Annotated in this window: 23 protein-coding genes and 1 pseudogene; 15 read left to right on the forward strand and 9 right to left on the reverse strand. The window is 73.3% G+C overall.

Features of this window, described 5'->3' with window-relative positions:
- Nucleotides 1–91: 91 nt before the first annotated feature.
- A complete protein-coding gene (locus tag ACH4PY_RS26225; RefSeq protein ID WP_398187681.1) occupies nt 92–415 on the reverse strand; it encodes a hypothetical protein in 324 nt (107 codons plus the stop codon).
- 408 nt (nt 416–823) lie between these two features.
- On the opposite strand from ACH4PY_RS26225, the gene ACH4PY_RS26230 reads away from it, so the two are divergent.
- Nucleotides 824–3,946: a GH92 family glycosyl hydrolase gene (locus ACH4PY_RS26230; protein ID WP_398187684.1), complete on the forward strand. Its 3,123-nt coding sequence runs from the start codon at nt 824–826 to the stop codon at nt 3,944–3,946.
- A 74-nt stretch (nt 3,947–4,020) separates the two neighbouring features.
- On the opposite strand, the gene ACH4PY_RS26235 is transcribed toward ACH4PY_RS26230, so the two are convergent.
- Nucleotides 4,021–4,758 carry a hypothetical protein gene (locus ACH4PY_RS26235; RefSeq protein ID WP_398188165.1) on the reverse strand — a complete coding sequence of 246 codons (738 nt, stop codon included), beginning with the start codon at nt 4,756–4,758 and terminating at the stop codon, nt 4,021–4,023.
- A pseudogene (locus ACH4PY_RS26240) lies at nt 4,744–5,691 on the reverse strand (glycoside hydrolase family 43 protein); the annotation flags it as partial. The pseudogene ACH4PY_RS26240 and the gene ACH4PY_RS26235, both read right to left, overlap by 15 nt.
- A 387-nt stretch (nt 5,692–6,078) precedes the next feature.
- Between ACH4PY_RS26240 and ACH4PY_RS26245 the strand changes: the two are divergent.
- From ACH4PY_RS26245 to ACH4PY_RS26290, 10 genes are all read left to right on the forward strand, one after another.
- Complete coding sequence (locus ACH4PY_RS26245; RefSeq protein ID WP_398188168.1) at nt 6,079–7,146, forward strand: LacI family DNA-binding transcriptional regulator; 1,068 nt, start codon at nt 6,079–6,081, stop codon at nt 7,144–7,146.
- 234 nt (nt 7,147–7,380) lie between these two features.
- A complete protein-coding gene (locus tag ACH4PY_RS26250; RefSeq protein ID WP_398187687.1) occupies nt 7,381–9,027 on the forward strand; it encodes an endo-1,3-beta-xylanase in 1,647 nt (548 codons plus the stop codon).
- Nucleotides 9,028–9,403: 376 nt separating this feature from the next.
- The gene (locus ACH4PY_RS26255) at nt 9,404–9,925 is read left to right on the forward strand and encodes an ATP-binding protein (protein WP_398187690.1); all 522 of its coding nucleotides are present in this window, start codon (nt 9,404–9,406) and stop codon (nt 9,923–9,925) included.
- 18 nt (nt 9,926–9,943) lie between these two features.
- Nucleotides 9,944–11,167, forward strand: a complete 1,224-nt coding sequence (locus ACH4PY_RS26260) for an ROK family protein (RefSeq protein ID WP_398187693.1) — start codon at nt 9,944–9,946, stop codon at nt 11,165–11,167.
- 235 nt (nt 11,168–11,402) lie between these two features.
- Nucleotides 11,403–12,734, forward strand: a complete 1,332-nt coding sequence (locus ACH4PY_RS26265; RefSeq protein ID WP_398187696.1) for an ATP-binding protein — start codon at nt 11,403–11,405, stop codon at nt 12,732–12,734.
- On the forward strand, nt 12,731–13,156 hold the full coding sequence (locus ACH4PY_RS26270) for a roadblock/LC7 domain-containing protein (RefSeq protein WP_398187699.1): 426 nt from the start codon (nt 12,731–12,733) through the stop codon (nt 13,154–13,156). Before ACH4PY_RS26265 ends, ACH4PY_RS26270 begins: the two co-directional genes overlap by 4 nt.
- Entirely contained in the window at nt 13,153–13,566 is a 414-nt protein-coding gene (locus ACH4PY_RS26275) for a DUF742 domain-containing protein (RefSeq protein WP_398187701.1), read from the forward strand. The genes ACH4PY_RS26270 and ACH4PY_RS26275 overlap by 4 nt, the downstream gene beginning before the upstream one ends.
- A complete protein-coding gene (locus ACH4PY_RS26280; protein WP_398187704.1) occupies nt 13,544–14,266 on the forward strand; it encodes a GTP-binding protein in 723 nt (240 codons plus the stop codon). The genes ACH4PY_RS26275 and ACH4PY_RS26280 overlap by 23 nt, the downstream gene beginning before the upstream one ends.
- A complete protein-coding gene (locus ACH4PY_RS26285) occupies nt 14,263–15,528 on the forward strand; it encodes a cytochrome P450 (protein ID WP_398187707.1) in 1,266 nt (421 codons plus the stop codon). The genes ACH4PY_RS26280 and ACH4PY_RS26285 overlap by 4 nt, the downstream gene beginning before the upstream one ends.
- Nucleotides 15,529–15,562: 34 nt before the next feature.
- The gene (locus ACH4PY_RS26290) at nt 15,563–15,874 is read left to right on the forward strand and encodes a 4a-hydroxytetrahydrobiopterin dehydratase (protein ID WP_398187710.1); all 312 of its coding nucleotides are present in this window, start codon (nt 15,563–15,565) and stop codon (nt 15,872–15,874) included.
- 31 nt (nt 15,875–15,905) lie between these two features.
- On the opposite strand, the gene ACH4PY_RS26295 is transcribed toward ACH4PY_RS26290, so the two are convergent.
- Nucleotides 15,906–16,910: a Gfo/Idh/MocA family protein gene (locus ACH4PY_RS26295; protein ID WP_398187713.1), complete on the reverse strand. Its 1,005-nt coding sequence runs from the start codon at nt 16,908–16,910 to the stop codon at nt 15,906–15,908.
- Nucleotides 16,911–17,011: 101 nt separating this feature from the next.
- Between ACH4PY_RS26295 and ACH4PY_RS26300 the strand changes: the two genes are divergently transcribed.
- The 3 genes from ACH4PY_RS26300 to ACH4PY_RS26310 are packed head-to-tail and all read left to right on the forward strand — an operon-like array spanning nt 17,012 to nt 19,680.
- Nucleotides 17,012–18,316, forward strand: a complete 1,305-nt coding sequence (locus tag ACH4PY_RS26300; protein ID WP_398187716.1) for a multidrug effflux MFS transporter — start codon at nt 17,012–17,014, stop codon at nt 18,314–18,316.
- 25 nt (nt 18,317–18,341) lie between these two features.
- Complete coding sequence (locus tag ACH4PY_RS26305) at nt 18,342–18,536, forward strand: hypothetical protein (protein ID WP_031523883.1); 195 nt, start codon at nt 18,342–18,344, stop codon at nt 18,534–18,536.
- A complete protein-coding gene (locus tag ACH4PY_RS26310) occupies nt 18,502–19,680 on the forward strand; it encodes a serine hydrolase domain-containing protein (RefSeq protein ID WP_398187720.1) in 1,179 nt (392 codons plus the stop codon). The genes ACH4PY_RS26305 and ACH4PY_RS26310 overlap by 35 nt, the downstream gene beginning before the upstream one ends.
- Here the strand turns inward: ACH4PY_RS26310 and ACH4PY_RS26315 are convergent.
- From ACH4PY_RS26315 to ACH4PY_RS26330, 4 genes are all read right to left on the reverse strand, one after another.
- Entirely contained in the window at nt 19,647–20,027 is a 381-nt protein-coding gene (locus tag ACH4PY_RS26315) for a MerR family transcriptional regulator (protein ID WP_398187723.1), read from the reverse strand. The two genes, ACH4PY_RS26310 and ACH4PY_RS26315, sit on opposite strands and share 34 nt — an antisense overlap.
- A gap of 27 nt (nt 20,028–20,054) precedes the next feature.
- On the reverse strand, nt 20,055–20,984 hold the full coding sequence (locus ACH4PY_RS26320) for an aldo/keto reductase (RefSeq protein WP_398187726.1): 930 nt from the start codon (nt 20,982–20,984) through the stop codon (nt 20,055–20,057).
- Nucleotides 20,985–21,067: 83 nt separating this feature from the next.
- The gene (locus tag ACH4PY_RS26325) at nt 21,068–22,282 is read right to left on the reverse strand and encodes a hypothetical protein (protein ID WP_398187729.1); all 1,215 of its coding nucleotides are present in this window, start codon (nt 22,280–22,282) and stop codon (nt 21,068–21,070) included.
- Nucleotides 22,279–23,025, reverse strand: a complete 747-nt coding sequence (locus ACH4PY_RS26330) for a polysaccharide deacetylase family protein (RefSeq protein ID WP_398187732.1) — start codon at nt 23,023–23,025, stop codon at nt 22,279–22,281. The genes ACH4PY_RS26325 and ACH4PY_RS26330 overlap by 4 nt, the downstream gene beginning before the upstream one ends.
- Nucleotides 23,026–23,297: 272 nt before the next feature.
- On the opposite strand from ACH4PY_RS26330, the gene ACH4PY_RS26335 reads away from it, so the two are divergent.
- Entirely contained in the window at nt 23,298–24,035 is a 738-nt protein-coding gene (locus tag ACH4PY_RS26335; protein WP_398187734.1) for a CDP-alcohol phosphatidyltransferase family protein, read from the forward strand.
- On the opposite strand, the gene ACH4PY_RS26340 is transcribed toward ACH4PY_RS26335, so the two are convergent.
- Nucleotides 24,010–24,453 carry an adenylyltransferase/cytidyltransferase family protein gene (locus ACH4PY_RS26340; protein ID WP_398187737.1) on the reverse strand — a complete coding sequence of 148 codons (444 nt, stop codon included), beginning with the start codon at nt 24,451–24,453 and terminating at the stop codon, nt 24,010–24,012. The genes ACH4PY_RS26335 and ACH4PY_RS26340 overlap by 26 nt on opposite strands.
- Nucleotides 24,454–24,683 lie beyond the last annotated feature (230 nt).

Genomic DNA, 24,683 nt, shown 5'->3' on the forward strand with positions numbered 1-24,683 from the left:
ATCAACCGACAACACCAACTCGGCCTTCGGCCGACCCGTCCGTGCCACAGGCCAAGTCTACAGATATGAACGAAATTCCTGACTCAGAAGACTAGAGCACGTTCGCCCACCCGAAGGCGAGGACGTAGGAGCGGCGTACCGCCTCCGTGCCGCGGATTCCGCGTAGGAGGGTCACGGTCAGCGTCGTGAGGAAGAAGGCCGCAAAGGCCGCGGCGACGGCCGCTCCGGCGAGTGGGCTCGCCAGGACGGCCACCGCCGTGCTCACGGCGGCGACGATCGCCAGGCCGACGTGGGCGGCGGGCAGGTCGGCGCGGAAGTGCGCGCGCACGGCTCGGCGTGACGCCCGTACGTCCGCGGTGTAGCGCTCGCGGGCCGCCTGCTGGTCGGCGGCGGGGCCCTCGGGCCATTCGCGCATGCCGTGCCTCCCCCTGAAGTCCGGTCGGGGGAAGTCTAGTGCGGCGCATCGGCTCGTACGCCCCTCCGGCCGGTCGCCCTCAAGCTGGGCGCCCCTCGGCCGGTCGCCCCTCGGCCGGTCGCCCCCCGGCCGGTCGCCCGGCGGGCGGCCACAGCAGGCGGCCACGGACAGCAGCATCGTCCCGACCTGCGCCCACGCGAAACCGCCCCGAGGGTTGACGTGTGCACGGCCTCGGGGGAAAGCTCGGGCACGGAGGGAGTGACAACGTTGTCAGGGGAATTTGTTGACAGCCGTCGCCGCCTCCGGAGAGCCGCAGGGTGACAAGGGAGGTCACACGTGTTCCGTCAGAGGCACCAGCATCAGTCGCCGCGCCAACGACCATGGCGCCGCGGCGCGGTCGTCGGGGCCGTGCTCGCTGCCGTGGGGGCGCTCGCCGTGCCCGCCGCGGGGGCCGCCACCGCGGGCGGTCGGCACGGGGGAGGGGCCGCGCTCGTCGCGGACCCGACCTCGTACGTCAACAGCTTCATCGGGACGCAGAAGGGCGTCGACTGGGAGAACACCTTCCCCGGTGTCACCGCGCCCTTCGGCATGATGCAGTTCAGCCCCGACACCACCAACGCGCCCACCGGGTACGGGTACACGGACGACGCGATCAAGGGCTTCAGCCTCGACCACTTCTCCGGCGGCTGCTCCTCCTTCGGGGACATCCCGCTGCTGCCGGTCACCGGCGACATCGGGGCCGACCCGGCGGGGCGCACCGAGCACTTCTCGCACGACGACGAGCAGGCGGCGCCCGGCTCGTACGACGTCCACCTCACCGATTCGGACGTGCAGGTGGACATCGGGGCGACGACCCGCACCGGCATCGCGTCCTTCGGCTACCCGGCGGGCAGCACCGCGCAGGTGCTGGTCAAGTCGGGGACGAACCTGGGCGGCGACTACGCGGCCGAGGTCAACGTGCTCAGCGACCGCGAGATCTCGGGTACGACCACCCCGCACGGGCTGTGCAACAACAGCAAGTACACGATGTACTTCGACATCACCTTCGACCGCCCCTTCACCGCCCACGGCACATGGCAGCGCGGCGGCGGCACCGGCAGCGGCGCGACCGCCGTCACCCCGGGCGCGGACAGCGCGACCGGTTCCGGCTCCGGCGCCTACCTCACCTTCGACACCGCCAAGGGCCGTAACGTCACGGCCAAGATCGGCATGTCGTACGTGAGCACGTCCGGCGCCGCGGCCAACGCCAAGGCGGAGATACCGGGGTGGAGCGTGCCGAAGGTGCAGGCGCAGACCCGGGACGCGTGGCGGGACGCGCTGCGCAAGGTGTCGGTCGGCGGCGCGGCCAAGGACCAGCTCACGGTCTTCTACACCTCGCTCTACCGCTCGCTCCAGTCGCCGAGCGTCTTCAACGACGTGGACGGCCGCTACATCGGCTTCGACGACGTCGTGCGCAAGGTGCCGCGCGGGCACACCCAGTACGCGCACTTCTCGGACTGGGACATCTACCGTTCGCTCGCCCCGCTGCAGACGATGCTCTACCCGCGTGAGGCGGGCGACATGGCCAACTCGCTGCTGCGCGACGCCCAGCAGCAGGGCGGCTGGTGGCCCAAGTGGCCCTCGCAGAACATGACCGGCAACGTCATGAACGGTGACAACGGGGTCCCGCTCTTCGCGCAGTACGTCGCCTTCGGCGCGACCGGCGTGGATGTGAAGGACGCGCTGCCGATCATGAAGAAGGGTGCGACGGTCTCGCAGAAGGTCGGCTGGGGCTGGGTCGAGCGGCCCGGTGTCGAGGACTACGTGCGCCTCGGCTACGCGCCCAACAACGCGACCTCGCAAGGCGATCACGGCCTTCAGGGCGCGTCGGAGACACTGGAGTGGGCCACCGACGACTTCGCCATCTCACAGCTCGCCGCGAAGGTCGGGGACCGGGCGACCGCCGCCGAGTACGCCCGGCGCGGCAACAACTGGCAGAACATATTCGACCCGGCGACCGGCTATCTCCGCCCGCGCGATGACAACGGCTCCTTCCCGGCCGGTCCGGGCTTCCAGGCGCCGCCCGCCGGTGCCTTCGGCCAGGACGGCTACGACGAGGGCAACGCGGCGCAGTACAACTTCTCGGTGCAGCAGGACATCGCGGGCCTGGTGACCGCGATGGGCGGCCCGGACAAGGTCGTGCCGCGGCTGGACGACTACTTCAGCCGGCTCAACGCGGGCGGGAACGCGCCCTACGACTGGGCGGGCAACGAGATCGACACCACCACCCCGTGGATGTACGACTACGTGGGCCAGCCGTGGAAGACCCAGGAGGTCGCCCGGCGGTTCGAGACGGAGCTGTTCACCACCGCCCCCGACGGGCTGCCCGGCAACGACGACAACGGCGCGCTGTCGTCGGAGTACGTGTGGGCGGCGCTCGGCATGATGCCGGCCACCCCCGGCACGCCCACCCTCGCGCTCAACTCCCCGCTCGTGCAGCGGGCGGTGATCAGACTCGGCAACGGGCACCGGATCACCATCGACGCCCCGGAGGCCGCCACGGACGCCCCGTACGTGACCGGGATGCGGCTGAACGGCGGGCGTTTTGAATCCACCGCGCTGCCCGCCTCCTTCGCCACCCGTGGCGGGGACCTGCACGTCGACCTGTCGACCCGGCCCGACACCCACTGGGCGACCGGCGCGAAGGCGGCCCCGCCGTCCTGGCGTACGGGTGAGGTCCCGGCGGTCGGCTACTTCACCCCGACCGGTACCCAGGTGATGGCGGGCGGCAGCAGCGTGCCCGCGACCGTCGGCGTCTCGTCGCTCGCGGGCAAGGCCAAGACGGTGCGCTGGACGGCGAGTTCGGACGTGCCGGGCGTGACGGTGACCCCGTCGTCCGGCACCCTGGACCTGCGGCACGCGGGCAGCGCGACGGTGCCGGTCACCCTCGCGGTCGCGGACGGCACCCCGTCCGGTTACCACCCGGTGCACGTGGACTTCCGCGCGCAGGACGGGACGCGGCTGCCCGGCGGGGCCGTCGTGGTGACCGTCCCGGCGGCGGACGGCACGGCGACAGCGTGCGACACGCTCGGCGCGACCGACACCGAGTGCGGCCTGCGCTTCCGCGACAACGGTGACGGCCACACCGTCCCGGTGACGCTCGACGGCCGCAGCGGGCGCTCCACGACGGACGGTTCGCCGTTCGAGTACTTCGACGTCGACAACACGATCGTCCCCGGGGCGGCGGCCGGCACGTCCTACCGCGCCACGGTGACGATCGACTACTTCGACCACGGCACGGGCACCTGGAGCCTGCACTACGACTCCGCCTCGGCCGCCTACAAGCAGTCGGAGTTCGTGCAGAAGACGGGGACGGACACCTGGAAGACGGCCACCTTCACGCTCGACGACGCGGTCTTCCGCAACGGCGAGAACGCGGGCAGCGACTTCCGGGTCGCCAACAGCGGTGACACCGGCACGCTCGGCCGGGTCGCCGTCACCGTCAGCGGCGGCAACGTCCTGGCGCTGCACCTGTGCCCGGACGCCGGCTGACCGGCGGTACGGGAAGAGCGGAAAGACCGGTGGCCCGGCGGGATCTCCCGCCGGGCCACCGGTCGTCGGCACACTCAGTGCTCGCGGTATTCGGCCCAGTCGAAGTCGGCGTAGCCGCCGTCCGCGCCGATGTCCTGCACCCACAGGCCCAGGAAGGCGCCGGTGAAGGCGGGGCTGGCCGCGCGCCCGTCGGTGTCCTGCTTCTCGCCCGCGTACTCGTCGGACAGGATCGTCGCGTCGAGCGGTTCGCCCAGCGGCGTCCACTCCCCGCCCGGCAGGCGGTACGCGAACCGCACCTCGGGCAGTTCCAGCGTGACGCGCAGCTCCACCGGCCCCCCGCTCAGCGGCAGTTGGGGGCCGACGACACGCGCGCCGTCGTCGCAGCTCAGCACCGCCAGCACGGTGACGCCCGCGTCGTCGCAACCGACGTACGCGTAGTGCCAGTTGCGGCTGTCGTAGTAGGCGGTGAGGCCCGCGAGCTGCCGCACGCCGGCGGGGGAGGAGGCCTCGACCGAGGCGGTCAGGGAGCAGTGCGTGCTGCCCGCCCGGCGGGCGACCAGGCTCGGGGAGCGCAGGCCGCGCGGCGACTGCCCACCGTGCAGCCGCAGGTGGGACGGCCGGGTGGCGAGGTCCGCCCATTCCGGCGTGGCCGGGCGGCGCAGGGTCGCCCAGCGCGGGCCGAGGCGGTCGCCGTCGAAGTCGTCGCGCGCGGGCTCCGGGGCCCACGGATGCGGGGCCGGCGCGGGCGCGGGCACCTGCTCGGCGGGGACACCGCCGGGCACGCGCGGCCAGCCGTCCGGGCTCCACTCCACGTGCTGGATCGCGCTCTCCCGGCCGAGCACGCAGCGCCCGAGCGGGGTCGCGGGGCGGCCGGTGAGGTGCGCGAGGTACCACTCGCCGCCGGGGGTCTGGACGAGGCTGCCGTGCCCGGCCTTCTGGAGCACCAGGTCGGGGCGGCCGCGCGAGGTGAGCACCGGCCCGGCCGGGTCGGGCTCGTAGGGGCCGAGCAGGTCGCGGGAGCGGGCGACGGTCACCTGGTGGTCGTACGAGGTGCCGCCCTCGGCGGTCATCAGGTAGTACCAGCCGCCGACACGGTAGAGGTGCGGGCCCTCGGTGACACCGGCCTCGGTGCCGTCGAAGAGCATGTGCACCTCGCCGGTGAGCCGCCCGGCGGCGCAGTCCCACTCCTGGGCCTGGATCCCGGCGAAGGGGGTGCGGTTCGGGCGCCAGTCGCCGGTCAGGGCCAGCATCCAGCAGCGGCCGCTGCCGCCGTCCTCGACGGCGTCGTCGTGGAAGAGGGAGGGGTCGAAGCCGCGCGCGTGCACCGGCGCCGGGTCGGACCACGGGCCCTCGGCGGAGGGCGCGGTGACGACGTAGTTCTGCGCGTCCCACCAGCCCCCGTGGTGGTTGTCGACGCGGGTGAAGACCAGGTGGAACAGGCCGTGCGCGTACGACAGGCAGGGCGCCCACACACCGCCGGAGTCGGGCACACCGGACAGGTCGAGCAGCCGCCGCTCGTCGAGGACGCCGGGCAGCGGTCGCTAGTGGACGAGGTCGCGGGAGTGGTGGATGCGCACGCCCGGGTACCACTCGAAGGTGGACGTGGCGAGGTAGTAGTCGTCGCCGACCCGCAGGATCGAGGGGTCGGGGTGGAAACCGGTCAGGACGGGGTTGGCGATGACGGCGGCGCCGTCGCCCGGTCCGGCCGCCGGACGGACCGGCGAGGTGGTGGCTCCGGTGGACATGGATGCCTTTCGGAAGTGCGAAGGGTGCGGGGCCCGTTGACCGGGGCCCACCGGGCTCACGGCGCCCGACTGCCGGGTCGGCGGCCGGGCTTGGCCAGTGCCGTCACCGCGCACAGGGCGATGAGGGTTCTGCGGGTCAGAGCACTCTTCATCATCGAACACGCTCCTCGGGCTGAAACATTGCAGCCTTACTTGCCGAAAGTTACGATAGTTTCCGCTTCGCAGGAAGGTAGAGTTTCCGGCAGTCGGCGTCAACGCGGGACCGGGTCACAGTGCGGTCACATCAGCCGGGCACCGGCTCGTACCGCCGCGTGAGCGGGGATCCAGCAGGAAAGGCGCGGGCGGTCCCATAGGCTGCCCGCGACGACTAGCAGTGAGGTGACCGAGGTGGCACAGGACGGCACGCGGGCGTCAGGACCAACCGCGTCAGGGCAGGCCGCCCGCGCCCCGCGCGTGACGATCGCGGACATCGCCGAGGAGGCCGGGGTCTCCGTGGCCACGGTGTCCAAGGTCCTCAACGGCCACGCCCACGTCGCCGACGCGACCCGGCAGAAGGTCGAGGAACTGCTGGCCGGGCACAACTACCTGCGCCGGCGCAGCCGTCCGTCCCGCACGGTCGGCCTCATCGACCTCGTCATCAACGAACTGGACAGCCCCTGGTCGGTCGAGGTCGTGCGTGGCATCGAGGAGACCACCGCCCAGCACGACAGCGGCCTGGTCGTCACCGCCGTGCACGGGCGCTCCGCCGACACCAGGCGCTGGCTGGACAACCTCATCAAACGCGGCAGCGACGGCGTCATCCTCGCGGTCACCGCGCTCGCGCCCGCCCAGTGGCGCAAGGTCGAGGAGCTGGGGATCCCGCTGGTCGTCGTCGACCCGATCGGGCACCCCGACCCCACGATCCCCTCGGTCGGCGCCACCAACTGGCACGGCGGGCTCGCCGCCACCCAGCACCTGCTCGCGCTCGGTCACCGCCGGATCGGCATCATCACCGGGCCCGAGGACATCCTCAGCGCCCGCGCCCGGCTGGACGGCTACCGCGCCGCCCTGGAAGGCGCCGGGCTCGGCGTCGAACCGGCGCTGGAGGTGCGCGGCGACTTCCACCACGAGACCGGCTTCTCCGGCGCCCGGCAGCTGCTGGCGCTGGCCGAGCCGCCCACCGCGATCTTCGCCAGCAGCGACCTCCAGGCGCTGGGCGCGTACGACGCGGTGCGCCGCGCCGGGCTCCAGGTCCCGCAGGACATCAGCATCGTCGGCTTCGACGACCTGCCGGTCGCCGGCTGGGCCTCGCCGCCGCTGACGACGGTCCGCCAGCCGCTCAGCGACATGGCGGCGATGGCCGCCCGCATCGTGCTCCAGGGGGTGGACAACGTGCTGCCCGGCGACATGCGCCGCGCCGAGCTGGCCACCGCGCTCGTCGAGCGGGAGAGCACCGCCCCGCCGCGCACCGGCTGACCCCTACGGCCCCCTCCCCCCGCCCCGCCCGGCGTGCTGCGCCGGGCGGGGTCTCGTGCTGCCCGCGCGCGGGACGGCGTCGCGCCGGGCGTGCGGAGTGATCCCGTCCGATCCATTGACGCGGCGGCCGCGGACTCCTACGGTTCCGCATCGGAAGAGCCGGAAACACTGAGATAGTTTCTGCTCTTCCGGCGGATAGTTTCGGGCATCACCCCCCACCAAGGAGGGTCCGCAGTGAGACGTCGTACCGCCCTCGCATCGGCCGCCGCCGCGATGGCCGCCACCCTCGCCCTGCTCGCCGCGGGCCTGACCGCGGGCAGTTCCACCGCCGCCGCGGCCGGGCTGACGGCACGCAACCTGCCCGCCGACGGCAAGATCCTGCCCGTCATGGGCCAGGACTCCGACACCCTGTCGGACTACCGCACGCAGGTGCTCGACGACACCGCGCCGAACGCCCCCGCGCCCGGCGGCGTCACGCTCTACACCAACCTCGTCGAGGGCGGCGGCCCCGCGCCGCTGTCCGGGATGTTCTCGCCCGCCGACTGGGGCAGCGGCACCGTGGACTTCGCCAAGACGATGTCCCAGTACCCCGGCGCCGCCCTCGCCGTCGGCCTCTACCTCTCCGACGCCACCGCGGGCTGCGGCAACCAGCCGCTGCGCGCCGTCATCGGCCGTACCGACGCGGACATCACCCCGCAGCTCACCCAGCAGTACCGCAGCGACATCGACCGCATGATCACCCAGTTCAAGACCTGGAACCGGGCGGTCTTCCTGCGCATCGGCTACGAGTTCGACGGCCCGTGGAACTGCTACAACACCGACTTCTACAAGCAGGCCTTCCAGTACATCAAGGGCCGCATCGACGCCCTCGGCGCCACCAAGGTCGCCACCGTCTGGCAGTCCGCCGCCTGGCCGCTCAACTCCTCGCCGGACCACCCGGAGTACGGCTACACCGTCATCGACCCCAACCACCTGAACCCGTGGTACCCCGGTGACGCCTACGTGGACTACGTCGGGCTGTCCGACTTCTACAACGCGGGTTCGCTGGCCACCCAGTGGGGATGCAGCAGCTACGACGTCAACCCGGTCACGCTGCAGAACCGCGTCCTGGACTTCGCCCGCTCGCACGCCAAGCCGGTCATGATCGCCGAGGCCTCCCCGCAGGGCTACACCACCTCGGGTCCGACCAAGAGCTGCATCATGAAGAAGAGCCCGCAGCCGACGAGCGCGGCCTCGGTGCTGAGCGAGTGGTACGCCGGGTACTGGAACTGGATCGAGCAGAACAGCGACGTCATCCGGGTCGCCGCCTACATCAACACCGACTGGGACAGCCAGACGCAGTGGCAGTGCGCGGACGGCGCCTCCGCGGGCGGTACCGGCTGCGCCAACGGCTACTGGGGCGACGCCCGCATCCAGGCCAACGCCACCGTCCGGGACGCGTTCCTGAACGAGCTGCGCAAGTGCGTCTTCGTCGGCGGCGCCACCGGCACCTGCTCCGGGACCACCACCGGCGGAACCACCGGCGGCAGCACGGGAGGCGGCACCACCCCGCCGACCACGCCCCCGACGACCCCGCCCACCACGCCTCCCACCACCCCGCCGGCCTCCGGCGACTACACGCAGGGCGTGGCGACCGGCAGCGGCGGCCAGGACACCGTCTGGTTCCGGCCGAACGGCACCACCGAGACCTTCGTCGCCGTCCACTACACCCTGGACGGCGGGAGCCAGCTCAATTACATGGCCACGTACAACAGCTCCGCGGGCCGCTGGGAAGTGCCCGTGACGGTGCCCGCCGGGCACACCCTGAGCTACTTCTTCGACTACCAGCCCGTCACGCAGACCTATCAGGTGACCACTCCCCGCTATTCGTTCAGCGGCTGACCCGCGGATTTCCTCCGCCCCCTAGACCACCCCCCTGACCTGCTGCGATGTCGGAGTCGACGGCCATGACACCGCATGTCCGGAAATTCCGGCAGTCAGGGGGGTGCCTTTTTCGCAAATCGTCGTATTGTGGTGATCGACAACAAATAGGCCGCAGGCGGGCGCGGAGTGCGCGCCTTCCGTCCGGAACACCGGAGCAAGTCCGGCGAGCCGGAGATCCGCGGCCCGTGCCGCAACCCCCGCCCGTCAGCACGTCCGCGCGCATGCGTGCCCGTCCCCTGCACGGCGGCGCAGTCCGGCTCCGACGCGAGGCGCGTCATCCCCGGTCCCACCGGCCCCACGGCAGGCGGGCCTCCCCCGACGCCCAGGTGACGACATGCGCATCCTCAGCCCCGAATCAGCTCTCCCGGTCTTCCACCCGCCGCGGCAGCCGCAGCGGGCCGACCGGGGCCTGCCGCGCACCCCGTGGTTCGCGGGCCCGCAGGACAGCGGGCCGCACCGCGTCGCCGGGTGCCTGCCGCTGCCGCACCGCCCGGAGGCCGGACGGCAGGCGCGGCACAGCGCGGAGGTCCTGCTGGAACGCTGGCAGGTGCCCGCCGAGACCGCGGACGACGTGGTGCTGGTCGTCTCCGAGCTGGTCACCAACGCCCTCAACCACGCACTGCCCGCGGTGTGCCTGCACCTGTCGCGGCTGCCGTGCGGCATCCTGCGCGTCGAGGTCGCCGACGGCGGCCCCTGCGGGGTGCCGCTGGAACGCGACCCGGACGCGGGCGGGCGCGGGCTCGCCCTGGTCGAGGCGCTCGCGCAGGCGCACGGCCGGCTCGCCGGCCCGGCCGGAACGCTCGCCTGGGCCGAGTTCGCCGGCTCCGCGCTGCCGGGACCCCGCTCCACGGAGTGACCGCACGAGGAGGCCGCCATGTCCGCAGGGCAGAACCCGGGGGCGGGACAGGGGGCGCCGCACACCGAGGCGCGGCAGCACCACCTCGGGCAGGTGCTGCGCCACGTCCACCTCTCGGGAGGTGTGACGCGCTCCGAGCTGACCCGTGTCACGGGCGTCAACCGCAGCACCACCGGGGTGCTCGTCGCCGCCCTCACGGAGGCCGGGCTGGTGCGCGAGGAGACCCCGCAGACCCACCCCTCCGCCGGGCGGCCCTCGCCGCTCGTGCTGCCCGTGCCCGAGCGTGCCCAGGCCATCGCGCTGGAGGTCGGCGTGGAGCGCATCCGGGTCGAGCGGGTGGGCCTGGGCGGCAAGGTGCTGGAGCGCCGCACGCTGATGCCCGAGGCGGACGAGCCGGTCACCTTCGACGGTACGGTCGCCCGGCTCACCGGCCTCGTCGAGTCGCTCGGCACCCCCGCGGCCGCGGGCGGCACCGTCGCGGGCATCGGCATCGCCGTGCCCGGCCTGGTGCGCCGCGCGGACGGCCTGGTGCGCTTCGCGCCCAACCTCGCCTGGACCGACGAGCCGCTCGCCGCGGTGCTCACCGAGCGGCTGGCGCCGCCGTGGGACCGGCTGCCGGTCGCCGTCGGCAACGACGCCGACCTCGGCGCGCTCGGCGAGCACGCCCGCGGCGCCGCGCGCGGCTACCGCGACTTCGTCTACCTCTCGGCGAACGTCGGCGTCGGCGGCGGGCTGTTCTGCGGCGGGCGGCCGGTGCCCGGTCAGGGCGGCTACGCGGGCGAGATCGGCCACATGATCGTCAACCCGGACGGCAACCGCTGCCGCTGCGGCGCGCGCGGCTGCTGGGAGACCGAGATCGGCACCGACGTCATCATCGCCGCCGCCGGGCTGCCCGTGCCGCCCGACCACGCGCTGACCGGCGTCGTCGAGGCCGCGGAGGCGGGCGACGAACCCGCCGCGCGCGCCCTGGACGAGGCGGCGCGCTGGCTGGCGATCGGACTCGGCAACCTCGCGGTCGTGCTCAGCCCGCAACTGGTCATCTTCGGCGGCGGGTTGCAGGACATCCACGAGGCCACCGCCGAACGCATCGCGCACTACGGCGCCCTCACCGGCCTCGCGCACGCCCGTGCCCCCTACGCGCTGCGCCGCTCGGCGCTCGGCTACCGCGCCCCGCTCGTCGGCGCCGCCGAACTCGCCTTCGCCCCGCTGCTCGACGACCCGCTCGGACACACCCGGAGCTGACGTACCGTCAGGCTCACGGCCACCACCGACATCGCAGGTGAACGCCCCGATCAGCACCGGATCCGCACTCCGACCAACGGTGCGTCACCAAGTGTCGGCCGTCCGTTCTGTCCGTACACGCTGTCAGACTTTCGGAAGTGCGCGAATCTGGAACGAATTTGCCCCCAGAACCTTGTGGCGCGATCTCGCCACGGCATAATCACGCTCCAAGACTGTTGCGGGGTGGGATCGCGTCGTGCTCGTTGCTTTCGTCATCGTTCTGCTGCTGGCCATCGTCGGCGGCATCTGGTCCGGCCTCAGACATGTGCGGGACGCACAGCTCGTCCGCATGGCACGCACCACCGTGCAGACGGCCGAGGTGCGCGCCAAGAACGCCGAGGAGCAGCTCCGGATCGCCATCGAGGAGCTGCGTTTCCTGGCCGCCGACCGCATCCCGGCCGCCGTCCTCGCGCTCACCCACGAACACGCCCCCGTGCCCGGCCTGCTGCACCCGCAGGAGGCCAACGCCCAGCTGGCGAAGGCGATGCGGGACGTGCTGTCGGCGACCGAGAACGCCGCCGCCGGGGAACGCGACCGGGTCGACGCCGCCGCCCGCTCGGCGATGCGCGGCGCCACCGCCAAGGTGCAGTCGCTGCTCTACCAGACGCAGAGCGTGCTGCACGACCTCCAGCACGAGCTGGACGACCCGCGGCTGCTGGAGCTGGACTTCCGCAACGAGCTGGCGCTGCGCCGCATCCAGGCCACCGCGGTGCTGTGCGAGGCCTGGCCGGGCCTGGCCCGCAGCGACTCGCCGCTCGCCGAGGTCGTGATGGGCGCGCAGTCCCGGGTGGCCGGCTACGCCCGCATCAAGATGGCCAACCACCTGCGCGAGCAGCGCCTCGCGGTCGTCGCGCGGGCCGCCGAGCCGCTCGCCATCGCGGTGGCCGAGCTGCTCGCGAACGCCACCTCGTACTCCCACCCGGACACCGCCGTGCCCGTCACCATCCAGCAGAGCGGCGGGCGCGGGGCGCTCGTGGTGGTCGACGACGGCGGCATCGGGATGGACGACGAGACGCTCGCGCACGCCCGGCGGCTGCTCGACGGACCCGAGACGCTGCTGCTGACCGAGCTGGGCAACCCGCCGCAGGCCGGCTTCGCGGTGATCGGGCGGCTGGTGCGGCAGTACGGCTTCTCCGTGCACATCGAGTCCTCGCCGTACGGCGGCATCCGCGCGATGCTGCGGGTGCCCGCCGAGCTGCTGACCGTACTGGACGACGAGCACACGCTGTCGGTGCTGGTGCCCGCGCCCGCCGAGACGGCGGCGCCGCCGCGGCAGCCGGAGACACCGCAGGAGGACACCCAGGTGACCGAGGCGACGCCGCTGCCCTCGCGCCGCCGCCGCAGCCCCAAGGCCGCCGCCGCCCGCCCGGTCGCGCCGGTCCCGCCGTCCGAACCGGCGGCCGCGGCCCGCACACCCGAGCAGGCAGGCGCGCTGTGGGGCGCACTGCAGGACGGCACCCGCAGCGGCAGGACCGCCGCGGCCGGGACCGCCGTCACCGGTGACGAGCAAGGAGACCACACGTCATGACCACCCGCCGACCCCTGGCACAGGACCTGGCCTGGGTACTGGACCCGCTGCTCGAACTGCCGGGTGTCCAGCACGCGCTGATCGCCACCGGTGACGGCCTGCTGGAAGGGTCCTCACCCAGCCTGGACCGGGCCGCCGCGGAGCGGGTGGCCGCGATGACAGCCACCCTGCACGCCTCGGCGCGCGCCTTCACCACCGCCTTCACCGACCAGGAGTCGCCGCAACTGGCCCAGACCGTGGTGGAGTCCGACCTCGGCTTCGCCGTCGTGGTGCCCGCCGGGCAGAACACCTCGCTGGCCGTCTTCGCCGCGCCCGACACCCAACTGGGCAACATCGCCTACCAGATGCAGGTGCAGGTGGCCGCCCTCGCCCGGGCGATGGCCGCACCCGCCCGCGAGCCGGACGCAGCCGGCCGGCCATGACACCCGGCCGGCCCGGCACCTCAGGAGCGGCGGCCGCGCCCGACGGCGGGCCGCCCGGCGGACGGGGGCGCCGCCTGATACCCGCGTACCTGGCTACCGGAGGCCGGGAACGCCCGCGCGGCACGGCCGGCTTCGACCGGCTGACGCTGCTGGTCGCCACCGACCAGCAGCCGCCGGAACCGGACTTCGGCCCGGAGCACCGCAGACTGTGGACGCTGCTGCGGCCGGGCGCGCTGACGGTGGTGGAGTGCGCGGCCCATCTGGGGCTGCCCGTCAGCGCCACGATCTTCCTGGCCGCCGACCTGGTCGGCGGCGGCCATCTGCTCGCCCGGTCCCCGGTCCCCAAGGCCGAGGAGATCGACCGAACGCTCATCGAGAGGCTGCTCGTTGGACTCCGTGCCCTCCCCTGACACGGCGACCCCGCCGGTCGCCGAACCGCGGCCGGCCCAGGGGCCGGGCCAGGTCCGCTATCTGCCCGCGACCGGGCAGACCCTGATGAAGCTGATCGTCACCGGCCCCTTCGGCGTCGGCAAGACCACCTTGATCCGCACCCTGTCGGAGATCCCCACCCTGCACACCGAGGAGGTCATGACCCGCTCCAGCGTGGGCCACGACGACCTCCACGGCCTGCCGGAGAAGACCACGACCACGGTGGCCGTCGACTTCGGACGGCTGACCGTACCCGGCGACATGGTGCTCTACCTCTTCGGCACCCCGGGGCAGGAACGCTTCTTCCCGCTGTGGCAGGACATCGCCCGCGGCGCGCTCGGCGCCCTGGTGATGGCCGACACCCGGCGGCTGGCCGACTCCTTCCCGGTGATGGACATGGTCGAGGAGCAGGGCCTGCCCTACGCCGTGGCCGTCAACCGCTTCCCCGGCGCCCCCGCGCACACCGACGAGACGCTGCGCCGCCACCTCGACCTGGCCCCCGGCACCCCGCTCGTGCAGTGCGACGCCCGCAACCGCCGCGACAGCATCGGCACCCTCGTCGCGCTCGCCGAGCACGTGCTGAGCGGCCTGCCCGACGACGACGCCGACGACGCCGGGGACGTCGGGGACACCGGCGCCCGCGGGCACGCCCGCGCGAACGAGAACGAGGACGTGTCATGACCGCCCGCCCCCTGCCCGCGCTCTACGGCGAGGACTTCGCCGCCGACCCCGAGCGCCACTACGCCGCCCTGCGGGCGACCGGCCCGCTGGCCCGCGTCGAGATCGCCCCGGGCGTCGAGGCGATGCTGGCCACCGACTACGAGACCGCGCTCGACGTGCTGCGCGACACCCACACCTTCGGCAAGGACCCGCGGCCCTGGCCCGACACCGTCCCCGCCGACTCCCCGGTGCGCTCGGTGCTCGCCTACCGGCCCGCGGTGACCTTCGCCGACGGCGACACCCACGCCCGCTACCGCAAGGTCATCGGCGACAGCCTCGCCCTGATCGGCCCGCACCTGCTCCAGCGGCAGGTCTCCGACGCCGCCGCCGAACTCATCGGCCGCTTCGCCGGGGCGGGCCGGGCCGACCTCGTCGCCGACTACGCCCAGCAGATCCCGCTGCGGGTCTTCAGCCAGTGGTTCGGGCTGCCGCTGGCGGAGGGCGAGCGGCTCGCCCGCACCCACAGCACCATGTTCGACCTGGGCGAGGACGCGCACGCCGCGCACGAGGACCTCACCGGCGCCATCCGCGACCTGGTCGCCGACCGCCGCGCCCACCCGCGCCGCGACCTGACCTCGTACCTCCTCCAGCACCCCGCCGGGCTGGACGACGCCGAGACCGTACGGCAGATAGCCGTCGCCTTCGGCAGCGGGCACGAGCTGACGGCCAACCTGATCGCCAACACCCTCCAGCACATGATCGCCGACCCGCGCTACGACCGCTCCGTCTACGCGGGCGCCATGACCGCGCACGAGGCGATCAACGAGGTGCTGTGGCGCAACCCGCCGCAGGCCACCTCCACCGGCTACTACGTGCGCTACGACACGACCTTCCACGGCATCGGCCTGCGCGCCGGGCAGCTCGTCCTGGTCTCCTACGCCGCCGCCAACACCTCCTCGCGGCCCGGCGGCGCCACGACCGACGCGTGGGGCGCGAGCGAGAGCGCCCACCTCGCCTGGGGCGCCGGCCCGCACAGCTGCCCGGCCCGGCAGCCCGCGCTGCTCATCGCGATCACCGCGATCGAGGAGCTGACCAGCAGGCTGTGCGACATGGAGCAGACCGTGCCGCCCGAGCAACTGCGCTGGCGCCCCGGTCCGTTCTTCCGCGCGCTCGCCGCCCTGCCGGTGGCCTTCACCCCGTGGGCGCCCAAGGCCCCGGCCCCGCCGGACGAGTCCGGCGCCCGGACGTCGGCGGGACGGCCCGGGGCCGCGGTGGGACGATGAGGGCAGGAGCCAGAGCGCTGGAGGGAGACCCGGCATGCCCTACGCGGATCCGCTGGATGCCCAGGAGATCGACGCCCGGCTGGGGCGGCTGCCCGGCTGGGAGCTGAGCGAGGACGGCCGGACGCTGCGCCGCACGTACCGGCTCGACCACCTGCCCGCCGCGATCTTCGCGCTGCACATCGCCGGGATCCAGGCCGAGCTGGACCACCACTCGGACCTCACGCTCGGCTACGACACGCTGCGCGTCGAGATCACCACGCACGCGGCGGGCGGCCGGCTCACGGCCAAGGACTTCGACCTCGCCGACCGCATCGCCGCCGTCGCGGACGGGCACGGAGCCGCCTGACCGGCCCCGCGCCCGCCGCACAGCCGCCGCGTCAGTCGACGCCCGGGTAGCGCACGCCCGTACGCTCGCGCACGGTGTCCATCGTGCGCATCACCGCGAGGGAGCCCTCCAGCGGCACGAGCGGCGACTCGGTCAGGCCCGCGCGCAGGCAGCGGCCCACCTCGATGGCCTCGTAGCGCATGGTGCCGCGCTCCAGGCCGTCGTCGGTGACGTCGGCGAAGGTCACCGTGTGCGGGGTCTCGCGCTGCCGGTGCACGACGTAGCGCTCGGGGTTGAAGAAGCCCTCGGGGATCTCGATCCGCCCGCCGGTGCCGCTGATCGTCGCGGGCGCGCCGGTGTCGGCGGCGAAGGTGCAGGTCAGCGTGGCGACGGCGCCGCTGTTCCAGCCGAGCAGCATGCCCGTGGTGTCGTCCACGCGCTCGGGCGTCAGATGCGCCCACGCGTCGATGCTGTCCGGCTCGCCGAGCAGCAGGTGGGCGAAGGAGACCGGGTAGACGCCGAGGTCGAGCAGCGCGCCGCCGCCCTGCTGCGGGTCGCGCATCCGGTGGGTGGGCGGGAAGTCGCCGTGGAAGCCGAAGTCCGCGTGGATCGCCCGGACCTCACCGATCACGCCGTCCGCGAGGGCCGCGGCGAGGTGGCGTACCAGCGGGTTGCAGTACGTCCACATGGCCTCCATCAGGAACAGCCCGCGCTCCCCGGCGATCTCCACCAGTTCGCTCGCCTCGCGGGTGTTGAGGGTCAGCGCCTTCTCGCACAGCACCGCCCGGCCCGCCTCCAGGCACAGCCCGGCGGCCTCGCGGTGCGCCGAGTGCGGGGTCGCGACGTAGACGACGTCCACGCCGTCGTCGGCGGCCAGCTCCGCCCAGCTGCCGTACGCGCGCGGTATGCCGTACCGCTCGGCGAACTTCTCCGCGCTGTCGAGACTGCGCGAGCCCACCGCGACGACCTCGGCGCCCGGCACGGTGGCCAGTGCCTCGGTGAACGTCGCGGCGATGCCGCCGGTCGCCAGCACGCCCCAGCGGATAGTGCGGTCCACGTCACTCCTCCATGCCCCAGAAAACCTGGTCTCGCGGTCCCCGATCACTGAAAGAATAGGCAACGTTTCAACCACTTGATCCGTCCCCCTTCCTCCCTCCCATGGAGAGTGCCCCCGTGCACGACGCCGGGCCGAGACCCGCCGCGCAAGTCCCCACCCCCGTCCCTGTCCTCGCTCTCACCCCGCACACCCGGCGCCAGGCACACGTCGGCCTGCTCGTCACCCTGGTCCTCGGCGGCCTCACCGCGCTGCCGCCGCTGTCCATGGACATGTACCTGCCCGCGCTGCCCCAGGTCACCGACGCCCTGCACAGCACTGCCTCCACCGTGCAGTTCACCCTCACCGCGTGCCTGGCGGGCATGGCCGTCGGCCAGCTGCTCGTCGGCCCGCTCAGCGACCGCTTCGGCCGCCGCCGCCCGCTGCTGATCGGCATGGTCGTCTACGTCGTCGCCACCGCCGTGTGCGCCCTGGCGCCCAGCGCGCCGCTGCTCGTCGGCTTCCGGCTGGTGCAGGGCCTCGCGGGCGCCGCGGGCATCGTCATCTCCCGGGCGATCGTCCGCGACCTCTACGACGGCGTGGAGATGGCCCGCTTCTTCTCCACCCTGATGCTGATCTCCGGCGTCGCCCCCATCGTCGCCCCCGTCATCGGCGGCCAGATCCTGCGGCTGACCGACTGGCGCGGCGTCTTCGTCGTCTGCACCGTCATCGGCGTCGCCCTCACCGCCGTCGTCTGGCGCTCTCTCGGCGAGACGCTGCCGCCCGAGCAGCGCCACTCCGGCGAGCTGCGCGGCACCTTCGGGGCCTTCCGCGGCCTGCTCGCCCACCGCGCCTTCAGCGGCTACGTCCTCGCGGGCAGCTTCGCCTTCGCGGCGCTCTTCACGTACGTCTCCGCGTCGTCCTTCGTCGTGCAGGACATCTACGGCGCCTCGCCGCAGACCTTCAGCCTGCTCTTCGGCGTGAACTCGGTCGGCCTGGTCGCCGTCGGCCAGCTCAACGGCAAGGTGCTCGTCGGCCGGGTCGACCTCGACCGGGTGCTCGCGGTCGGGCTGCTGCTCATCACCGCGGCGGGCACGATGCTGCTGCTCTTCACCTGCGGTGTCTTCGGCCGGGCCTCGCTCTTCGAGATCGCCGCCGCGCTGTTCGTGATGATGGCCTCGATGGGCCTGGTGATGCCCACCACGAACACCCAGGCGCTGCTGCTGACCAAGCGGAACGCCGGCGCGGCCTCGGCGCTCATCGGCACCTCGTCCTTCCTGGTCGGCGCGATCGTCTCGCCGCTCGCCTCCGTCGCCGGGGACGGCACCGCGGTGCCCATGGCGATCACCATCGTGACCTGCACACTCGTCGCGTGCGCGGCTTTTGCCGGGCTCTGCGTCCCCGGCCGACGTACCGTGGAGGGACGATAGGCGTCGAGCCCGTACGGAGGAAGCGATGTCTGATCCGGACGAACGCACCTGGGCGTTCAAGACAGCCGACAGCTCGCTGAGGACGGGGTCCGAGACCCCCGTCGATCCCGAGGACCTGGTCATGGCCTCGGGCCGGGAATGCACCCCGGAGCGCATCGAGAAGGCCCGCAGAGAGCTGGAGGAACATGGCGCCGCCGCTGTCGAGAGGTACCTGCCCTGAGGCGGGCCTCGACGCTGCCGAGATCGCCCGGATCGTCCCGGGCCTGAAGTCCGTCCTGGAACCGCCGGTCCCCTCGCCCCGTACCGGGCCGCCCGACACGGCGGCGTACGCGGCGGGGCCGGCCGACGGCCACCCCTGGTGCGCCGGGGCCGTGGTGCTCGCCGGACGCGGGGACGTCGTCGCGCTGCACGAGGCCGTCGGCTGGGCCGTGCGCTACCGCGGGTACGACGAGCACACCGGCCGCGGGACCGAGCTGCCCGCGGCCGAGCGCGTCCCCATGACGCCCGGCACCGTCTTCGACCTCGCCTCCCTCACCAAGCTCTTCACCGCGACCGCCGCCGTCCAGCAGATCGAGGCCGGCGTCCTCGACCCCGAGCGCCCGCTCACCGCGTACGTCCCCGGCCTGGTCGCCGACCCCCGCACGACGCTGCGGCACCTGCTCACCCACACCTCCGGCCTGCGCCCCGAGCTGCCCCTGTACGAGCTGCCGGACGCGCCCGCCCGCGCCGCCCGGCTCGCCGCGGAGCAGCCGCTGACGCCGCCGGGTGAGCAGCGCACCTACTCCGACCTGAACCTGCTGCTCACCCAGGCGCTGCTGGAGCACGTCACCGGACGCCCGCTGGACCGCCTCGTCGCCGACGGCATCACCACCCCGCTCGGCATGACGTCCACCCGCTTCGCCCCGCCCGCCGACTGGCGCCCGCGCATCGCCGCGACCGAGGACCAGCGCCGCCCGTGGGGCAAGCTCGACCGCGGCACGGTGCACGGCACCGTCCACGACGAGAACGCCTACGCCATGGACGGCGTCGCGGGCCACGCCGGGCTCTTCTCCACCGCCTGGGACCTCGCCCTCTTCGCCCACGCCCTGCTCACCGGCGCCCTCCCGCTGCACCCCGACCTGGGCTTCGAGACGGCCCGCCCGTGGTTCATGGGCCCCCTCGCGGAGCGCGGCGCGATCGGCCACACCGGCTTCACGGGCACCAGCATCGTGCTGGACCCGAGCTCCGGCGGCTTCCTCGTCCTGTTGGCCAACACCGTCCACCCGGTGCGGCACACCCAGGGCAGCGGGCCGCGCGCCGCAGCGGCGGAGTGCCTGGCGCGGGCGCTGGATCAGGGCGTGCCGGTGGAGGCGGCCCGCCCGTAGTACGTGATCTTGTCGTCGAGGACGCCGATGGCCCGGTGCAGCGCCGCCACCCGCTGCTCCAGGTCGGCGCGCCGCCCGCGCAGGAAGGCGACACGGTCCTCGGGCGTGTGCTCGGCCCGCAGGATCGCGACGAACGCCCGCACGTCCGCGATGCCGAGCCCGGCCTCGCGGAAGCACGTGACCAGGCCGATCCAGAAGACGTCGTCCTCGGTGTACTGCCGCCGCCCGCCCGCGGTCCGCCCGATCGGCCCGATGAGGCCCTCACGCTCGTAGTAGCGCAGGGTGTCCAGGGAGACCCCGGTCCGGTCGACGGCGTCCGCCGGGGTGAGGGTCGTCGTACCGGTCATGTGGTCCTCCTGTCGTCCCGCCCGCGGTCACCGCGCGGCGGCGAAGCGCTCCATGTGCGCGTCGGCGAGCCGTACCGGGACCGCGGCGAGCGCCTCTCGGACCTGCTCCACCCGGCTCACGCCCACGATCGGGTCGATGCCCTGCCGCATCAGCCACGCCAGCACGACCTGGTTCGCGGTCGCGCCCAGCTCCCCGGCGACGTCAGCCAGCACCGCGAGCACCCGCGCCGTACCGGGGTGATCATACGTATCCGGCAGCGCCCTGTCGGCCCGCACGTACGCCCCCCACAGCAGCGAGCTGTACGACCAGACGGCCAGCTCCTCCGCGCGGGCGAGGTCCAGGTCGTCGGGGACGAGCATGCGGTGCCCGCCCTCGGCGACGGGCGTGAGCGGACGCGGCAGCACCAGCGAATGCCGCAGCTGCAGCGCCGTCCACGGCTCGACGCCCTGCGCGCGGGCCAGCGCCCGCGCCCGCTCGACCCGCCATGACGCGTGGTTCGCCGCCCCGACCCTGCCGACCGTGCCCCGCGCGACCAGCTCGCCGAATGCCCCCACCGTCTCGGCGAGCGGCACGGTGCGGTCCTCGGCGTGCGCCCACAGCAGATCGACCCGGCCGGTCCCGAGCCGCTCCAGGCTCTCCGCGAAGCCGGTACGGATCGCGTCGGCGGACAGCCCCTCCGCGCTGTCCGGCCACACGTGCGGGACGAGCGGATTCTGCCGGACCTTCGTGGCGATCCGCACCCGCTCCCGTACGCCCGGCCGGGCCCGCAGCCACGCCCCGATGACGCGCTCGCTCGCCCCGCCCACGCCGCTGGGATCGGACCAGAAGCTGTAGCAGTTGGCGGTGTCGAGCCAGACCCCGCCGCCGTCGACGAAGGCGTCGAGGAGGCGGAAGGCGTCGTCGGGGGCGACGCGGGTGCCGAAGTCCATGGTGCCGAGAACGATGTTCGCTGTCATGGCAGCCATGCTCGGACCTGGAGCGCGCACCAGGTCAAGCGCGGATTCCCGGGAGCCGGGTGCGGCGGGGGTTCAGCGGCGGTTCAGCGGAAGATGCCCGTGTGGCCCAGGCTGTAGCGGCCCGGCTGGGGGTAGACCGCGAGCCCGTGCGGGCCGGAGCCGACCGGGATCTTGGCGAGGGTGCGGCCCGTCGTCGTGTCGAGGGCGTAGACCTCGGCGTTGTAGCGGCCCGTCAGCCACAGCACCTTGCCGTCCGCCGAGACGCCCCCCATGTCGGGGGACCCGCCGCCGTCGATGTGCCACTTCGCCGTGAGCTTGCCGGTGGCGAAGTCCAGGAGCGAGACGGAGCCCTCGCCACGGTTGGAGATGTACAGGAAGCGCGAGTCCCGCGAGACGTACAGGCCGTGCGCGCCCGCCCCGGTCGGCAGCAGCTTCGGGGTGGAGAAGGTGTCGCCGTTCATCGTCCACACGCCGTTCGCGACCATGTCCGCGATGTACCACGTACGGCCGTCCGGTGAGATCTTCACGTCCTGCGGCATCGACCCCGGGTACGGGATCTTCTGCTGCGCCACCACCTTCATCGCCGCCGTGTCCACCTTCAGCAGCTCGCCGGAGAACTCGCACGAGACGATGAAGTAGCGGCCGTCCGGGGAGAAGTCGGCGTGGTTCACGCCGTAGCAGCTCACCGGCACGGTCTTGGCCACCGCCATCGTGTGCGCGTCCCGGAAGACGAGCTGCCGGTCGAGCGAGGCCATCACGATCGCGTACTTCCCGTCCGGCGTGAAGTACAGGTTGTACGGGTCGTGCACGGCCACGGGCGTGCCGACCTTGCCCGTCGCCGGGTCGATCGGCGTCAGGCTGTTGCCCACGTCGTTGTTGACCCACAGCGTCTTCAGATCCCACGACGGCACGACGTGCTGCGGCTGCTGCCCGACCGGGATCGTCCGGACGACCTTGTACGTCTTCGGGTCGATGACCGACACCGTGTTCGATTCGCTGTTCGGGACGTAGACCAGGCTCGGCATGTTCCGCACGACCGGGGAGAGGTTGTTCGGCCGGTCCGCCGCGTACACGTCGTTCCGGCTGATGAGCGGCGGCATCCCGGGCAGCGCCGGGTGGGCCTTGGCCGCCCGCTGCTGCGCCTTCGTGGCGGCAGCCGCTGCCGCCGCCTGCGACGCGACCGCCGCTTCCGCCGGGGTGGGTGCGAGGGAGCGGTCACCGCGGTCGCCGCATCCCGCGGCGAGCAGGGCGGTGAGGACGAGCAGGGCGGTGGCGCTGAGTTCTTTGCGGCGCTTCACGTCAGGAGCTCCGAGGTCGTGACCGCACGCAGACCGCGGCGGCGCAGGTCGTCGAGGATGCCGGGCAGTGCGGCGACCGTGCCCGCGTGCCCGAAGTGCAGCGACACCACCGAGCCCGGCCCGGCCTGCTCGGCGACGGCCGCGCGGACCGCCGCGGGGCCGGGGTCGGTGTAGTCGAGGGTGTCCACGTCGTAAGCCAGCAGATGCGGATAGCCCGCCCGCTGGGCCAGCGCGACGACCCGCGGGGTCGTCAGCCGGGCCTGCGACGGCCGGAACCAGCGGCCCTGGCTGCCCGTCAGCCGCCGCAGCCGCGCCGCGCACTGCGTGATCTCGGCGGAGGCCGCGGCCTCGTCCATCGCGCCGATGTCGCCGTGCGTCTGCGTGTGGTTGCCCAGCTCGTGCCCGCCGCTCAGCACGCGGGCGGCGAGCTGCGGATACGCGTCGAGCCACGTCCCGACGGCCAGCACGGTGACCCGCGCGCCGCCCTTCTCCGCCGCGGCGAGCACGGCCTCCGCCTCCGCGGGGGTGCCCTGGCCGTGGAAGGTCAGGGCGAGCTGCGGGCGCGTGCGGGGGCCGTGCTCGATCTGGTCGGGGAGCTGCGGGGTGGGCTTGGGGGAGTCGGGCGCGGACGGCGCGGCGGGGCGCGCCGCGGCGGCAGGTGCGTTCTCGCCGGCGGGCGAGCAGCCGGTGAGGAGCGCGCCGGTGGCGCTGAGCTGGAGGACGGTGCGGCGGGTGATCGGCATCGGGGCCGAGTTTAAGTGTTATGACCCGTTTTATCCGCGAGGCGGGGCGGAGAGTGGGCCGTCTGGGGGGCGCTCCGGGGTGCCCTTGCGGGGGGCGTCGCGATCTTCTGCCGGTGGTGGCTGGTCGCGCGGCAAACCGAACCCCTCGCCCCGGAGCGGACTCGCCGTGCCGGACGCTCCGGCGCCGCCCCGCGCGGCCTCGCCGTCGTGGCGTGGGTCGACCGAGTCGGCTGCGGGCGCGTACCCTCCCCCGGGGGGAGAGGGGGAGTCACGTGGTGGTCACGGAGGGTGAGGCGGGGGAGCCGCGGCGGGCCGGTGTGGCGTTGGGGCGGTTGCGGGCGGCGCAGAAGAGTACGAAGGGGGTGTCGCTGTATTCGCGGTACGTGAACCGGCCCGCCGGGCGGGTGCTGGCGGCAGGGGCGTACCGGGTCGGGCTGACGCCCAATCACGTCACCCTGCTCAGCGCGGCGTTCAGCTACGGCGGCATCGCCGCGCTCGCGGTGGGGGAGCCGTCGTGGGGGCTCGCGGTGGGGGTGTACGCGGCGCTCGTGGTCGGGTTCGCGCTGGACTCCGCCGACGGGCAGCTCGCGCGGCTGCTGGGGAAGGGCGGGCCCGCGGGGGAGTGGCTGGACCATGTGGTGGACGCGGCGAAGATCACCGGCGTGCACGCGGCCGTACTCATCACCTTCTACCGGCACTTCGCCCTGCCGGGCGACGGGTGGCTGCTGCTGCCGCTGGGGTTTCAGCTGGCGGCGGTGATGGTCTTCTTCGGGGGTCTGCTCAAGGACAAGCTCACCCCGAAGGATCCGGCAGCCCTGGCCGCGGCGCCCGCGCGGTGGCGGGCGGTCGCGCTGCTGCCGGTGGACTACGGGGTCTTTTGCGGGGTCTTTCTGCTGCTGGGGAGCCAGAGCGCCTTCCGCTGGGGGTACGCGGTGCTGTTCGGGGTGAACGCGCTGTTCCTCGTGGGCTTCCTGGGGAAGTGGTTCAGAGAGCTTCGGGCGGTGCGGTGACCGCGAGGACGTCGAGCGCGCGGCGTAACTGCGTGCTCGACGTGTGGACGGTGTACGGGAAGTACACGACCTCGACGCCGACGGCGGCGAAGTCCCGTTCGAGCCTGCGGCCCTTGTCGGTGCCGCGCCAGTCGTCGCCCTTGAAGATGACGTCGAAGCGGACCTGGTGCCAGGTCTCGACCTTGTCCGGCACGGTCTCGACGAAGGCCGCGTCCACGAAGCGCACGCTGCGGACGATCTCCAGGCGTTCGACGAGGGGCACCACGGGGTCGCGGCCCTTGGCGAGCCGCGCCATCTCGTCGGAGACGACACCGGCGACGAGGTAGTCGCACTGGCTGCGGGCGTGCCGGAGGATGTTGAGGTGTCCGACGTGGAAGAGGTCGTAGACCCCTGGTGCGTAGCCGACGCGATGTGTCATGACATGCCCCCCAGCGTCACGGAAAACCCGTACAACACACCCCGTGCGTACGGGAGTTCAGACGATAGTCCGGGCGCCGTGGACTCCGGCGGGGAATTGCGAAAGTACGACGCCGTGCAAGACGCGGCGGGATGCCCCGGTGAACGGCTAGTGTGGCGGAATCAGCGGGATCGGGGGGTTCCCGGCGGTCGTGCGGGACCGGGGGAAGGGGCATGTCGTGGGGGATTCCG

It is taken from the genome of Streptomyces sp. NPDC021224 (genome assembly GCF_044332905.1).
GTDB lineage: Bacteria > Actinomycetota > Actinomycetes > Streptomycetales > Streptomycetaceae > Actinacidiphila.